The sequence below is a fragment of the Amylolactobacillus amylotrophicus DSM 20534 genome (assembly GCF_001434555.1).
GTDB lineage: Bacteria > Bacillota > Bacilli > Lactobacillales > Lactobacillaceae > Amylolactobacillus > Amylolactobacillus amylophilus.
The window spans coordinates 25,875-39,937 of record NZ_AZCV01000005.1 but is presented as its reverse complement, the minus strand read 5'-3'; the positions used below and the strand labels follow the sequence as shown (position 1 = coordinate 39,937).

Annotated in this window: 11 protein-coding genes; all 11 read left to right on the top strand. The window is 46.3% G+C overall.

The window, feature by feature from the left end:
* The first annotated feature begins 4 nt into the window (after window positions 1-4).
* The 11 genes from mutS to FC62_RS05795 all read left to right on the top strand — a co-directional run bounded on the left by mutS (window position 5) and on the right by FC62_RS05795 (window position 13,841).
* A complete protein-coding gene (mutS, locus tag FC62_RS05845) occupies window positions 5-2,563 on the top strand; it encodes a DNA mismatch repair protein MutS (RefSeq protein WP_056946474.1) in 2,559 nt (852 codons plus the stop codon).
* Between the two features lies 1 nt (window position 2,564).
* On the top strand, window positions 2,565-4,514 hold the full coding sequence (gene mutL / locus FC62_RS05840; RefSeq protein WP_056946472.1) for a DNA mismatch repair endonuclease MutL: 1,950 nt from the start codon (window positions 2,565-2,567) through the stop codon (window positions 4,512-4,514).
* A 38-nt stretch (window positions 4,515-4,552) separates the two neighbouring features.
* Window positions 4,553-5,149 (top strand): Holliday junction branch migration protein RuvA, encoded by a 597-nt coding sequence (gene ruvA, locus FC62_RS05835; protein ID WP_054745543.1) that lies wholly within the window; start codon window positions 4,553-4,555, stop codon window positions 5,147-5,149.
* Entirely contained in the window at window positions 5,146-6,156 is a 1,011-nt protein-coding gene (ruvB, locus tag FC62_RS05830) for a Holliday junction branch migration DNA helicase RuvB (RefSeq protein ID WP_054745545.1), read from the top strand. The genes ruvA and ruvB overlap by 4 nt, the downstream gene beginning before the upstream one ends.
* On the top strand, window positions 6,156-7,187 hold the full coding sequence (gene queA / locus FC62_RS05825; RefSeq protein ID WP_056946470.1) for a tRNA preQ1(34) S-adenosylmethionine ribosyltransferase-isomerase QueA: 1,032 nt from the start codon (window positions 6,156-6,158) through the stop codon (window positions 7,185-7,187). Before ruvB ends, queA begins: the two co-directional genes overlap by 1 nt.
* Before the next feature lie 94 nt (window positions 7,188-7,281).
* Entirely contained in the window at window positions 7,282-8,421 is a 1,140-nt protein-coding gene (tgt, locus tag FC62_RS05820; RefSeq protein WP_056946468.1) for a tRNA guanosine(34) transglycosylase Tgt, read from the top strand.
* A gap of 20 nt (window positions 8,422-8,441) precedes the next feature.
* The gene (yajC, locus tag FC62_RS05815; RefSeq protein WP_075362776.1) at window positions 8,442-8,837 is read left to right on the top strand and encodes a preprotein translocase subunit YajC; all 396 of its coding nucleotides are present in this window, start codon (window positions 8,442-8,444) and stop codon (window positions 8,835-8,837) included.
* Window positions 8,838-8,938: 101 nt separating this feature from the next.
* Window positions 8,939-10,372, top strand: coding sequence for a glucose-6-phosphate dehydrogenase (zwf, locus tag FC62_RS05810; protein ID WP_056946466.1), 1,434 nt, complete (start codon window positions 8,939-8,941; stop codon window positions 10,370-10,372).
* Window positions 10,373-10,377: 5 nt separating this feature from the next.
* Complete coding sequence (gene dinB, locus FC62_RS05805) at window positions 10,378-11,502, top strand: DNA polymerase IV (protein WP_056946785.1); 1,125 nt, start codon at window positions 10,378-10,380, stop codon at window positions 11,500-11,502.
* A gap of 28 nt (window positions 11,503-11,530) precedes the next feature.
* A complete protein-coding gene (locus FC62_RS05800) occupies window positions 11,531-12,496 on the top strand; it encodes a DHH family phosphoesterase (RefSeq protein ID WP_056946464.1) in 966 nt (321 codons plus the stop codon).
* On the top strand, window positions 12,486-13,841 hold the full coding sequence (locus FC62_RS05795) for a DEAD/DEAH box helicase (protein WP_056946462.1): 1,356 nt from the start codon (window positions 12,486-12,488) through the stop codon (window positions 13,839-13,841). The genes FC62_RS05800 and FC62_RS05795 overlap by 11 nt, the downstream gene beginning before the upstream one ends.
* Window positions 13,842-14,063: the final 222 nt, after the last annotated feature.

Below are 14,063 nucleotides of genomic sequence, written 5' to 3'. Positions count from 1 at the left end.
TAAGATGCCACAAGCAGATACACCAATGATGCAACAGTACAGGAAAATAAAAGCACAGTATGCTGATGCCTTCTTGTTTTATCGTGTGGGCGATTTCTATGAACTCTTCGAGGACGACGCTGTGAAGGGGGCACAGATTCTTGAACTGACACTCACGCACAGAAACAAGAATGTTGAACATCCAATTCCAATGGCCGGTGTGCCTCATCACGCGGTCCAAAGCTACATCGATACTCTGGTTGAGAAAGGCTATAAGGTCGCCATTAGCGAGCAACTGGAGGATCCAAAGCTGGCTGAAGGGATGGTCAAAAGGGATGTCATTCAACTGATCACACCCGGGACAATGGTTGATGATCGGCCCAATCATGCAAAGACCAATAATTATCTGACCTCAGTTGTACTGACCAGCGCGGGTTATGGATTGGGGTATGCCGACCTCGCAACAGGTGAGATAGAGACGACCCATCTAGTGGACTTTGACAGCACATTCAATGAATTACTGTCGCTCAGAACGAAAGAGGTTGTTTGGTCGGGCGCACTCACTGATCAGCAAAAAGATTATTTTGCCAAGGCTAACATCATCATTTCAAAGCCGTTTAAACCGGAACAACCGTCAAGTGAGACGTCATTTGTCACCCAGAACCTCACTAACGAAGAGGAACGTCTAAGCACGAGCCAGCTAATCGATTATCTGGTGGCTACCCAGAAGAGGAGCCTCGCTCACCTCCAAATAGCCAAGACATACGAGCCAAGTAGTTACCTCCAGATGAGTCACGTCGTGAAGCAGAATTTGGAGTTGCTAAATTCCAACAAAACACAGAAAAAGGCGGGTTCGCTGTACTGGTTGTTGGATCAAACAAAGACAGCGATGGGTGGACGCCTCCTTAAACAGTGGATTGACCGCCCCCTGATTAGGAAACAGGATGTTGTGGCACGCCAAGAGATGGTCGAAGCTCTGCTAGACGATTACTTCACGCGGGAGAGTGTTCTAGATGCACTTGCCGGTGTGTATGATCTGGAGCGCTTGACTGGCCGCATTGCTTTTGGCAGCGTCAATGGACGTGAATTGTTGCAGCTGGCCCGCTCGTTGAAGCAGGTTCCTTTGATACTCGCTACACTTCGCCAGTCCCAGAGCAAGACGCTGCTAGACTTTGCTTCACAACTTGACCCAATGCAAAATGTGGCAGAGCTGATTACGACAGCATTGGTCGATGACCCACCCGTTTCCACCACAGATGGCGGACTAATTCGTCCGGGTTATAATGACCAGCTTGACCGTTACGTTGACGTCATGACAAATGGCAAGCGTTGGGTGGCGGAGCTTGAAGCAAAGGAACGTGAGCAGACGGGAATTAATACGCTCAAAATCGGCTTTAACAAGGTCTTTGGTTACTACATCGAGGTGACTAACGCAAACAAGGCAAATGTGCCTGAGGAGCGCTACCAGAGAAAGCAGACTTTGACCAATGCAGAGCGGTATATAACGCCTGAATTGAAGGAGCATGAACATTTAATTCTCGAGGCAGAGAATAAATCAACGGACCTCGAGCACGAACTTTTCGTCAAGCTGCGCGATCAGATTAAGCAATACATCCCCCAACTACAAAAGTTGGGTCAAGAGATAGCTACATTGGATGTCCTAGCGGACTTCGCGGTTTTAGCAGAGAAGAATCAGTACACTAAGCCGACCATCAATGAAAAAGACCAGAATATTCAGATTGTTAACGGGCGTCACCCGGTGGTGGAACAGGTTCTGGCCAAACGGGACTATATCCCAAATGACGTGCTAATGGATGAGAGTAGCAATATTTTCTTGATTACTGGACCGAACATGTCTGGTAAGAGCACGTACATGCGCCAACTAGCTCTGATTGTTGTGATGGCCCAGATTGGTTCTTTTATTCCCGCCGAAACGGCCAAGCTGCCGATTTTTGACCAAATATTTACCAGAATTGGCGCTGCGGACGACCTGATTTCTGGCCAGAGTACCTTCATGGTTGAGATGAACGAGGCAAATCAGGCTTTGATGCATGCTACTAAAAAGTCCCTGGTGATCTTCGATGAGATTGGTCGGGGGACGGCCACTTATGATGGGATGGCACTCGCCGGTGCAATTATTAAGTACTTACATAATAATATTCATGCTAAGACAATGTTTGCCACACACTATCATGAGTTGACGATGCTCGATCAGACGCTAACCCACTTGAAGAACGTGCATGTCGGTGCTACCGAAAAAAATGGCGAATTAATTTTCTTGCATAAAGTATTGCCTGGGGCAGCGGACGAATCTTATGGGATTCATGTGGCGAAGCTAGCGGGGCTCCCGCAACCGGTACTTGCAGAAGCCACGACGATGTTGCATCAGCTGGAGCAGGACCAACATTCCGCGTCAACCAAGAATACGGAACAATTAGCTCTGTTTGATTCGGAAGATACAATCAGTGACGTAGAGAAGGACGTAATCAGCACGATTAGGTCGTTGTACTTGGCTGACAAGACGCCACTTGAATTGATGAATACAGTGAGCCAATGGCAACAAGAGTTGAATAACGAGGATTAATATGGCAGAAATTAAAGAATTATCACCTGAATTGAGTGACCAAATTGCTGCTGGTGAAGTAATCGAACGTCCAAGTTCGGTGGTGAAGGAATTACTGGAGAACGCCATTGATGCGGGTAGTAGTCAAATCAAGATCTCCTTTGTGGAGGCCGGACTACGGGAAATCGTGATTGAGGATAATGGTAGTGGTATTGCACCAAATCAGTTGGATTTAGCTTTTCGCCGGCACGCGACAAGCAAGATTAGTACAAAGGCGGACTTATTTAAGATTCGCACTCTGGGCTTTCGGGGTGAGGCACTCGCATCTATTAGTGCCGTAGCCCATGTGGCTATTCTGACTAATACTGGTGGTGCTGCAGGTGTTAGTGCCACCTTTGCCGATGGGCGGAAGCTGACGCAAAAGCCAGCTGCTGCGAAAAAGGGAACGAGAATTAGTGTGCGGGACCTCTTTTACAACACGCCTGCGCGGTTGAAGTATCTCAAATCGGAGACGACGGAGACGACGAAGATTATTGATATCGTCAATCGGATTGCCCTGAGTCATCCCGAGCTCAAGATCTCGCTGAAGAGTGAAAAGAAAGATTTGCTACTCACAAATGGTAGTGGCGACTTGCGCCAGGATATGGCGCACATCTATGGGCGGATCGTAGCCAGTCAGCTGATTGAATTTAGCGGTTCTGATGCAGACTTTGTCATTACTGGCCTGATGACGCCACCCGACATTACGCGGGCGAATCGGAATTACATTTCTATTCTCCTCAATGGGCGTTATATCAAGAATTTTCAGCTGAGTAAGGCAATTATGGCAGGATATGGCTCGAAAATTGGCCTAGGTAAATTTCCGATTTTCGTATTGAATATCAAATTGGATCCATTATTGGTCGATGTCAATGTGCATCCAACGAAGCAGGAGGTTCGTTTATCAAAGGAATCAAGCCTTAGCAGACTGATTATCAATACGGTTGCAAAAGCGCTTGAACGAAACTCGAACTCGGGCGACGCGCTGACTAATCTAACCAACCCAACAGATACGACGAGCTACGACCAAATGGTGTTTAACCTGAACAAAAGCAATGCGGCAGACATCGCAGCCCCAAAAGAGAACGACCAGCAAGCGGGTGCTGAGGTACACGAGAATTCTGCTGGATTTACGGTAGAGCATAGAGAACTTGAGGTCAGCGAGCTCAATATTTCGGTATCAGACCCTGATCAGTCGCTAGTCTCACCTAGCTGGGCACAAAACGTCCAAATTCAGACAGGATTGTTGCCATTTGGTGGTGCACTGGTCAAAGCGACAGATGTGGCGCATGGTTCGACGGATCAGGTTTTACAAGCCGGTTTTCCTGCGTTAACATATATCGGTCAGCTACATAACGGGCTGATTGTTGCGGACAGTACCAGCGGATTTTACCTGGTAGACGCCAAGGAGGCAATGGCTCGCCTGCGGTATAACAAGCTGGAACAAGAATTAACTGAGCTGACGCTCACGCAGCAGGTGCTGTTGACCCCCATAATCTTGGAGTTAAACAACACAGAATATGAACAAGTACTAGACCATCTAGATTTGTTTAAAGAAGTAGGCTTAGTACTAGAGGATTTTGGCCGGAATAGCCTCATCATGAAGAGCCATCCTAATTGGATACCGGCGGGCTTTGAAGAGAAATATGCTCGAGCTACGCTTAATCTCTACTTCAACAATCCACGAAGTGATGTGTCGGATTTTAAACAGCAAGTTGTGCTGTTTGCGGTGCAGCAGTCCGTGCAGCACGGCCAGCAGCAGAATACCCGCTTCAATCTAGAAACTGGTCAGAGCTTATTAGACGACTTGCAAAACGCCGATTCACCATACCAGAGCCCGACGGGTAAACTGATTCTGGTTCATTTCTCGAAGCGAGATCTGCAGAAGATGTTTAAACGAGTCCAAAAAACTGCTAAATTAGAACTAGACTAGCTTTGACAGCAACAACTTAGGAATCGAGGAGTTTTACTATGTACGAATATTTGAAAGGTATCATTACGGCAATTACCCCCGGTTATTTAGTGTTAGATGTTTCTGGTATTGGCTACAAGCTTTATTGTCCCACGCCCTACACCTATGATGTGAATCAAGAAGCGAAGCTTTTCGTTGAACAAATTATCCGGGATACGGAGCACAGCTTGTACGGCTTTGCCTCGGCTGAGGATAAGGCCTTATTTCTGAAGCTCTTGAGTGTCTCCGGTATTGGTCCCAAAAGTGCGCTGGCAATTATGGCGGCAGAGAACACTACTAGCCTGGCCAACGCAATTGAGAACGGCGAGACAGCGTACTTGACTAAATTCCCCGGGGTCGGAAGGAAGACCGCATCACAGATTGTGCTTGATTTGAAGGGCAAATTGGGTGATTATGCGGTAGGACAACAAAGTATCTTCGATCAGGCGGCTGTCTCACCCGATCTAAATGATGCATTACTGGCACTTGTTGCCTTAGGCTATACTCAGAAGGAAGTCGATAAGATTACACCCAAATTATTGGAGAATAATTTCGATCACGCTGAGGATTACATCAAACTCGGGTTAAATTTATTATTGAAAAAGGTAACTAAATGACGGACGATAGATTGTTAGCACAAGATAACTATGATGCGGATGAAGAAAAATTAGAGTTATCACTCAGGCCACAATTTCTTTCTCAGTATATTGGCCAGACAAAGGTTAAAGAAGAGATGGCGATCTATATTTCTGCGGCCAAGAAAAGAGAAGAGGCGCTAGATCACGTCCTTTTGTACGGGCCACCTGGGCTCGGTAAAACTACACTTGCAATGGTTATCGCAAACGAATTACAGGTGAAGATCAAGAGTACAAGTGGGCCAGCCATTGAGAAAGCCGGAGATTTAGTTGCTCTCTTATCAGAACTTGATCCCGGAGATGTTTTGTTCATCGACGAGATTCACAGGTTGCCAAAGGCGGTGGAGGAGGTACTTTATTCGGCAATGGAGGACTTCTACATTGACATCGTCGTTGGTCAGGGGCAGGCTACCCATCCTGTCCACGTTCCACTGCCACCGTTCACGCTCATCGGCGCGACGACGCGTGCTGGTCAACTGTCCGCCCCGTTACGCGATCGATTCGGCATTGTTGAGCACATGCAGTTCTACGATGTGTCTGATTTACGAAAAATTGTGCAACGAACCGCAAAAGTATTCGATTCTGAAATTGATGTGTCCGCGGCAGATGAGCTTGCCCGGCGTTCACGGGGGACACCACGGGTCAGCAATCGGTTGTTGAAGCGGGTACGGGACTTTGCCGAGGTGAAAAACGAGCGGAAGATTTCCCTAGAAACCACGCGTGAAGCGCTGGACAAGTTACAGGTTGATATCGAGGGCTTAGATCAGACAGACAGACGGCTCCTTTTGATGATGATTAATAACTATCACGGCGGCCCTGTTGGAATCAAGGCCATCGCAGCCAATGTGGGTGAGGACCAAGAAACAATTGAAGAGGTGTATGAACCATACCTCTTGCAAAAGGGTTTTATCAAACGAACACAAAGGGGTCGCGCCGTTACCCAAAAGGCGTACAAGCACCTTGGAATTGATTTTTTAGGAGAAGATTAATGTTAACTACTGAAGATTTTGACTACGATTTACCGGAAGAACTGATTGCTCAGACTCCAATTGAGCAACGTGACACCTCAAGACTACTAGTACTTGATCACCAAACGGGCGAATTACTGGATCAACATTTCTACAATATCATTGACCAGTTGCACGCCGGGGATGCACTTGTGATGAACGATTCCCGTGTGATGCCTGCCAGATTACATGGATTGAAAGAGGGGACAGGTGCCCACATTGAACTGCTTTTGTTGAAGAATATCGTAGGTGATAAGTGGGAAGTACTTGCTAAGCCAGCCAAAAAAGTTCCGGTAGGTTCGGTGATTGACTTTGGTGACGGCGCACTGAAGGCCACTGTGACTAAGGAGCTGGACTTCGGTGGTCGAGAAATTACGTTTAGTTATGAAGGAATCTTTCTTGAGGTATTAGAAGCTTTGGGTGAGATGCCCCTGCCACCATACATTAAGGAGAAGCTGGACGATCCGGAGCGCTACCAGACGGTCTATGCGAAGGAAATGGGTTCGGCCGCTGCTCCTACAGCAGGCTTACATTGGACTAAAGATTTATTGGCAAAAGTTCAGGCTAAGGGTGTTAAGCTAGTCTATCTGACACTGCATGTGGGCCTTGGGACTTTTAGACCAGTCTCGGAAGAAAATATTCTGGATCACGAGATGCACAGTGAGTTCTATTCCCTGTCTGAGGACGCCGCAAGGACCCTGAACGAGGTCAAACAAAACGGTGGCCGAATCGTGGCTACGGGAACGACTAGTATCCGGACACTCGAAACTATTGCTACTAGAAATGATGGTAAAATCGTGGCGGAATCTGGCTGGACGGATATTTTTATTTATCCGGGCTATGAATGGAAGGTTGTTGACGCGTTCATCACAAACTTTCATTTACCGAAGTCCACGCTCGTAATGCTCGTGGCCTCGTTTACTGGACGAGAGACGATTCTAAACGCCTACAAACACGCTGTGCAGGAGAAATACCGTTTCTTCAGTTTTGGCGATGCAATGTTTATCAAATAGTTAATGTACGGAGAAAAATAACCTGATTATTTGACTTGTACACCATTGATTCGCTAGTATGTGCTAGTGAATCTTTTTTTGAAAGGAAATATTTGTGAGCTCACCGTTAACGTATAAATTAATTCATCAAGATAAAAAAACCGGTGCTAGATTGGGCGAGATTACAACACCACATGGTACGTTCCAGACACCGATGTTCATGCCCGTTGGTACCCAGGCCTCAGTAAAGACTTTGGCACCGGAGGAATTAAAAGAGATGGGGGCGGGGGTAATCCTCGCTAATACATATCATCTCTGGCAAAGACCGGGACCGGAAATCGTGAAGGAGGCCGGTGGACTACATAAGTTCATGAACTGGGATCAAGCAATCCTGACCGATTCTGGTGGCTTTCAGGTATTTTCTTTGGCGCAGATGCGGGACATCAAGGAAGAGGGAGTCACATTTAAGAGCCATATTTCGGGTGCGAAGATGTTCCTTTCCCCCGAGAAAGCAATTGGAATTGAAAATGATCTTGGTCCAGACATCATGATGAGCTTGGATGAGTGTCCACCATACTTCTCAGACTTTGAATACCTGCAGAAATCCGTTGCGCGGACCTCACGTTGGGCCGAGCGCGGTCTAAAAGCACACAGAAATCCTGATACCCAAGCCCTATTTGGTATCGTTCAGGGCGGACCACATGAAGAATTACGGCGTCAAAGTGCCCAAGATCTAGTCTCGCTCGATTTCCCGGGTTATTCAATTGGTGGATTGAGTGTGGGTGAATCTAAGGAAGAAATGAACCGGATGCTAGAATTTACCACTCCCTTATTGCCGCAGAATAAGCCCCGTTACCTGATGGGCGTTGGCTCACCAGATGCGTTGATTGATGGCGTAATTCGTGGTATCGATATGTTCGATTGTGTCTTACCCACGAGAATTGCCAGAAATGGTACCGTCATGACCAGTCATGGCCGTTTAGTTGTAAAGAATGCTAAATATGCCCATGATTTCACACCGATGGATCCAGAGTGTGATTGTTACGCCTGCCGCAATTACACGCGGGCCTATATCCGTCACTTGATTAAGGCAGATGAGACCTTCGGTATCAGACTTACTAGCTATCATAACGTCTATTTTCTACTTAACTTGATGAAAAAAGTGCGTGCTGCCATCATGAATGATGAGTTATTAGAATTTAGGGCTGATTTTTTCGAGAAATATGGCTATAATGATTCAAGTAGAGACTTTTAGAAAATAGATGAGGTGTTAGATTGAATACTTTTTTAGTTGGAGCAGCAGCTGGTGGCAGTAACATGATCATGATATTCGCATTCTTGCTACTGATTGCATTCACCTACTTCACAATGCTCCGTCCACAAAAGAAACAGAACCAAAAGCGCATGGAAATGATTAAGGCTTTGAAGAAGGGCGATCAGGTTGTCTTGATTAGTGGTCTACACGGCAAGATTGATGAAGTCAATGATAGCAATCATACTGTTGTGATTGACGCTGATGGCATTTACCTAACCTTTAATCAGACTGCAGTCCGGGATGTGATCCCGACTGTCACAACTGAAACGACAAATGAACAGTCTACGGAGAAGGATGAGGGTGCTGCCCAAACAGAAGCAGAACCGACAACTGACGACGAAAAGTCAGATAACTAATAAACAGGCATCAAACTAAAACACCTTTTGGTGTTTTTTTATTATCGTGCTAATCAGTAATAGTGTAGAATGTAAGCAGAATGGATAAAAGAGGAACAATGATGCAGACAGAAATTTCAACAACATTTATTATTTTCGGCGGGTCTGGCGACCTGGCACATAGGAAACTCTACCCAGCCTTGTTCAATTTGTATAAACGGGGATTCATCAAGGAACATTTCGCAGTGATTGGCACCGCTAGAAGACCTTGGTCCCACGAATACTTTCAAAATATTGTGACGGAAGCAATTGAGGAAAGTACAAACGATACGACTGGCGTAACTGAATTTGCGTCCCATTTCTACTATCAATCACACGACGTAACCGATACGGAGCATTACAAGGCGCTCAATCAACTGTCTGATCAGCTGGAAGAGAAGTATCAGACTCATGGTAACCGAATTTTCTATATGGCAATGTCACCCCGTTTCTTTGGCACGATTGCGACACACATTCATGATGAACACATTCTAGGTCGGGGATTTAACCGGCTGATCATCGAGAAGCCCTTTGGGAATAATCTAGAGAGTGCGACCGTGCTCAATAAACAGATTAATGCATCCTTCGATGAAGAAGACGTCTACCGCATCGACCACTACCTGGGTAAGGAAATGATTCAAGATATTCTCCCGTTAAGGTTTAGTAATCCCATCATGAAGGCCATTTGGAATGCGGACAATATTGCAAGTATTCAGATTACACTAGCTGAGCAATTAGGTGTCGAGGCGCGTGGTGGCTACTACGAGACCGCAGGCGCATTGCGTGACATGGTCCAAAATCATATTTTTCAGATTGCCACAGTTTTAGCAATGCCTGAGCCTAAAAACCTAACCGCGCACGAGATTCATGAAAGTAAGCAAGCGGTGCTCAATAGTCTGGTGGAGCCGGATGCTGCGGAATTAGCGCACGACTTTGTCCGTGGTCAATATGCTGGCGACGAAGATACGTTGGCCTACGTGGCTGAGAATCAGGTTAGCCCAGACTCGAGTACCGAGACCTTCATTGCAGGTAAAATTAAGTTTGGTGTCGGTCCCCTTGCAGGTGTTCCAATCTACATTCGTACAGGTAAGCGTATGGCTGTCAAGCAGAGTGTGGTCAATATCATTTTTAAAAACACCACCAACCTGTATGACGATGCTAGTCAGAATGTGTTGACCCTGGAGATTGACCCAACTAATACGATCTCCTTAGTGTTGAACGGTAAAAGAGTTGCACATGCTGGCTTGAAGGAGCAGAGGCTAATCTACGAGTACGAAGAGCACATCAAAGATGACGTGCCGGATGCTTATGAGCGTCTGATTGGGGATGCATTAGTGGCGGATTGCACCAATTTCACGAATTGGCACGAGCTAAAATCTTCATGGCAGTATATCGACCGGATCGAACAATTCTGGGCACAGGCTGGGAAAAAGGGCCTTCATCAATATCCACCATTTTGCATGGGACCAAAGGAAGCAAACCAGATCTTCGAATCTGCGACCGATAAGTGGATTTAAAGCAAATGGCATCGATGGATCTATTGCCACCAAATGACACAAATAGAAAAGTAATTCACTTAGACATGGATGCCTTCTACGCGTCAGTCGAGGAGCGGGATAATCCTGTCCTGAAGACGAAGGCACTGGTAATTGCACACGACCCACGGAAGCATCGTGGTCATGGCGTAATTACCACGGCTAATTATCGCGCTCGTAAATATGGTGTTGGCTCGGCCATGCCCGCGCAAAAAGCATTGGACAACATACCGGCAAAAGAGCTCGTCTTTGTTACACCCGACTTCGTCAAGTATCGGGCGGTCTCGGCCACTATTCATGCGATCATGCATGAGGTAACCGACATTGTAGAATCAGTAGCACTGGATGAGGCGTACCTGGATGTCACTCAGAACAAGCTGGGCAAGTTGACCACAATTGAGCTGGCCCAATTTTTACAACAAGAGATTTATCGCCAAACACACTTAACATGCTCCGTTGGGATCAGTTACAATAAATTTCTGGCTAAGCTGGCTTCTGAGTATGCGAAACCGTTTGGCAGAGCAATAATTCTGCCGGATGTGGCGCAAGCGTTTCTGGCGACCAAAGATGTGGGGGATTTCCCGGGCATTGGTAAGAAAACGGCCGTGTTGATGCACGAAATTGGGATCAACACTGGTTATGATCTTCAACAAAAGGACGTGCGCTGGTTGATAGCTAAGTTCAAGAAGGCTGGCTATTATTATGCGCAACATGCGCACGGAATCGATTTACGAGAAGTAATCGGTCAGCGTAAGAGAAAGTCCGTGGGGAAGGAGCGCACGTTTGAACCGGTTATTGTGGACAGGGAACGGGCTCTGCCTTACTTGCAGGACTTTACCGGCTCCATTGCGCAGATTCTAAGGGAGAAACATTTACGCAGCCAGACAATCGTCTTGAAGATTAGATCGAAGGACTTTGAGACGGTGACGAAACGCACCACAATTAAAGAGGTTACGCAGGATGAGGATGTGATCTACCGAGCCGCAGTTTCATTGTTAGACGAGTTTCCCGAGTTTTTAGAGCTTGGTATTCGTTTGCTCGGTATTTCAACAACAAACTTCATTGATGATCAAGTGGAAGAACTAACACTACCGTTATTTGAAACACAATAGTTGCTTAAGAGCTAGGAAGATGGAATTTATGAATAAATTTAGTGAGATTTTAGCCAAAATTGAGGAATATGATAAGATAATTATTCACAGGCATCAAAGCCCGGATCCAGATGCGCTTGGATCACAGAGCGGGCTTGCGCTTGTACTACGGCATGCTTTTCCACAGAAACAGGTCTTAATGGCCGGCGAATCAGTTGGTGATCTTGATTGGATTACGACGATGGACAACGTGGCAGATGCCGATTACGTTGGCGCCCTGGTCATCGTGGTGGATACAGCAAACACACCGAGAATTAGTGACCAACGCTTCCTTCAAGGAGCTGAGCTCATCAAGATCGACCACCACCCAAATGACGATTCATACGGTGACATGCAATACGTTGATGATCAGGCGTCCAGCAGTTCGGAAATAATTGCTGAGTTGATCGAATCCTCAAATGGTGTGTTATCATTAACAGCTGATTCTGCATACGCATTGTACGCTGGTATCGTCGGTGACACAGGGAGATTCTTGTTTAGCTCCACTAGTGCAAGTACTTTTTTGATGGCCCAAAAGTTGGTTGAAACGGGCATCAATCATAACGAAATCTCCCAGAATATTCAGTCTGTCACATTTGCTCAAGCTAAGTTACAAAATGCTGCGCTTGATGAATTGACGATCGACAAGAGCGGCGCTGCATACGTCGTCATTAGTCAGGCTAAGTTACAGGAACTTGGTGTCGACGAAGAGGGTGCCAATGCCGTTGTTAGTGGACCGGGCCGTTTGAAGGAAGTTCTGGCCTGGTTGATTTTCGTGGAAAAAGCGAACGGCAGCTATCGGGTGCATTACCGTTCGAAGGGTCCAATCGTGAATGAATTGGCGAAGAAGCATGACGGCGGTGGTCACGCTCTAGCTAGTGGCGCAAACGCGAAGGATCAGACTGAAGTTCAGCAAATCATCCAAGAGTTAATTGAAGCCTCAGCAGCCTACAAAAAGGAGAAACATGGCGAATAATATTTTTCAAAACGAACTCATTAGGCCGGAACTACGGGCCGGCATTAAGCAACTAGGCTTTAGCGAACCAACGCGAGTTCAGACGGGAGTGATTCCTAAGCTACTGGACGGAAATAATTTGGTGGTCCAGGCAGCGACAGGTTCGGGTAAGACACATGCCTTCATGATTCCGGTATTCAACACGATTGACACTGCACAAAAGACGACGCAGGCAATTATTACTGCCCCAAGTCGGGAACTGGCCCAGCAATTATTTGATAATGCCAGAGACTTACGTGAACGAAGTGGACTTGCGGTGAGTATCATGCATCTGGCCGGTGGCATTGACCGCGAACGACAGATGGCAAAGGTGGAACACCAGCGGCCACAGATAGTGATTGGTACACCAGGCCGCATCAAGGATTTCATTGAGAAGAAGTTAATTAAGGCTGAAGATGTCCAAACTATGATTATTGATGAAGCCGATATGACACTCGATTTAGGCTTCTTGAATGATATCGATGAGATTGCATCACGCTTGAATCAAGATGTTAACATCAGCGTCTTTTCAGCAACCATTCCTGCTCGGCTTAAGCCGTTCTTGAACAAGTATCTCCAGAAGCCGGAGTATATCGTGATTGATAACCCAACGGTGATCTCCCCAACTGTTCATAATTACTTGATTGACATTGGTGGTCGCAGCCGTAACGGTGTTATTTACGATTTGTTAAACATTGGTCAGCCATACATGGTCCTGATTTTTGCCAACACGAAAAGTGATGTTGATGAGATTCATCATTATCTCAGCAAAAAAGGGCTCGTAGTCGCTAAGATTCACGGTGATATTTCGGTTCGTGAACGCAAACGAGTAATGCGTGATGTACAGGATCTGAAGTATCAATACATTGTCGCAACAGACCTGGCAGCTCGTGGAATTGATATTGAGGGCATCTCACTGGTGATTAACGCTGCTTTACCAAAAGATTTAGAATTCTTCATTCATCGTGTCGGTCGGACTGGTCGAAACAACATGGAGGGAACTGCCATTTCTTTGGTAACTGCTGACGAGATGGAGCCCGTGCATCAACTGGAGCACCTAGGTATCAAGTTTGAAATTAAGGCAATCAAGAACGGTGAACTCGTTGATCGAGCTGATTTCGGTCGCAGAAAGAAACGCGAGGCAACGAATGAGAAGCTTGATCCTAAATTAGTAGGACTCGTCAAGAAGTCCAAGATTAAGAGAAAACCTGGTTATAAAAAACGGATCAAGACGGCGATTGCGCGTGATCAGCAGCAGAAACGCAAGATTAGTCAAAGACAGGCTGCTCGTGATGCACGTCGCGCACGTAAAGGTAGAGAAGATTAGCATTGACACGCGTTTTTTGTCATTGTAAAATATAACAGTTACGGGACATGCTTGGCCTAAATGATTAGCACAGAGAGAATCGGCGGTGGAAAGATTCCTAATTAGTGGTCAGGTGCTACCCATAAGTTAAATAATTAAATAAACTCTAAAGAGGTAACAAAACACTGTTGCAATCAAGGTGGTACCGCGCAATCGCGTCCTTGTGTGCAAGGGTGTTTTTTT

What these genes read in the sequence shown, in the direction of transcription:
- mutS (WP_056946474.1), top strand. Translation starts at nt 5, where the DNA reads ATGCCACAAGCAGATACACCAATGATGCAACAGTACAGGAAAATAAAA.
- mutL (WP_056946472.1), top strand. Translation starts at nt 2,565, where the DNA reads ATGGCAGAAATTAAAGAATTATCACCTGAATTGAGTGACCAAATTGCT.
- ruvA (WP_054745543.1), top strand. Translation starts at nt 4,553, where the DNA reads ATGTACGAATATTTGAAAGGTATCATTACGGCAATTACCCCCGGTTAT.
- ruvB (WP_054745545.1), top strand. Translation starts at nt 5,146, where the DNA reads ATGACGGACGATAGATTGTTAGCACAAGATAACTATGATGCGGATGAA.
- queA (WP_056946470.1), top strand. Translation starts at nt 6,156, where the DNA reads ATGTTAACTACTGAAGATTTTGACTACGATTTACCGGAAGAACTGATT.
- zwf (WP_056946466.1), top strand. Translation starts at nt 8,939, where the DNA reads ATGCAGACAGAAATTTCAACAACATTTATTATTTTCGGCGGGTCTGGC.
- dinB (WP_056946785.1), top strand. Translation starts at nt 10,378, where the DNA reads ATGGCATCGATGGATCTATTGCCACCAAATGACACAAATAGAAAAGTA.
- FC62_RS05800 (WP_056946464.1), top strand. Translation starts at nt 11,531, where the DNA reads ATGAATAAATTTAGTGAGATTTTAGCCAAAATTGAGGAATATGATAAG.
- FC62_RS05795 (WP_056946462.1), top strand. Translation starts at nt 12,486, where the DNA reads ATGGCGAATAATATTTTTCAAAACGAACTCATTAGGCCGGAACTACGG.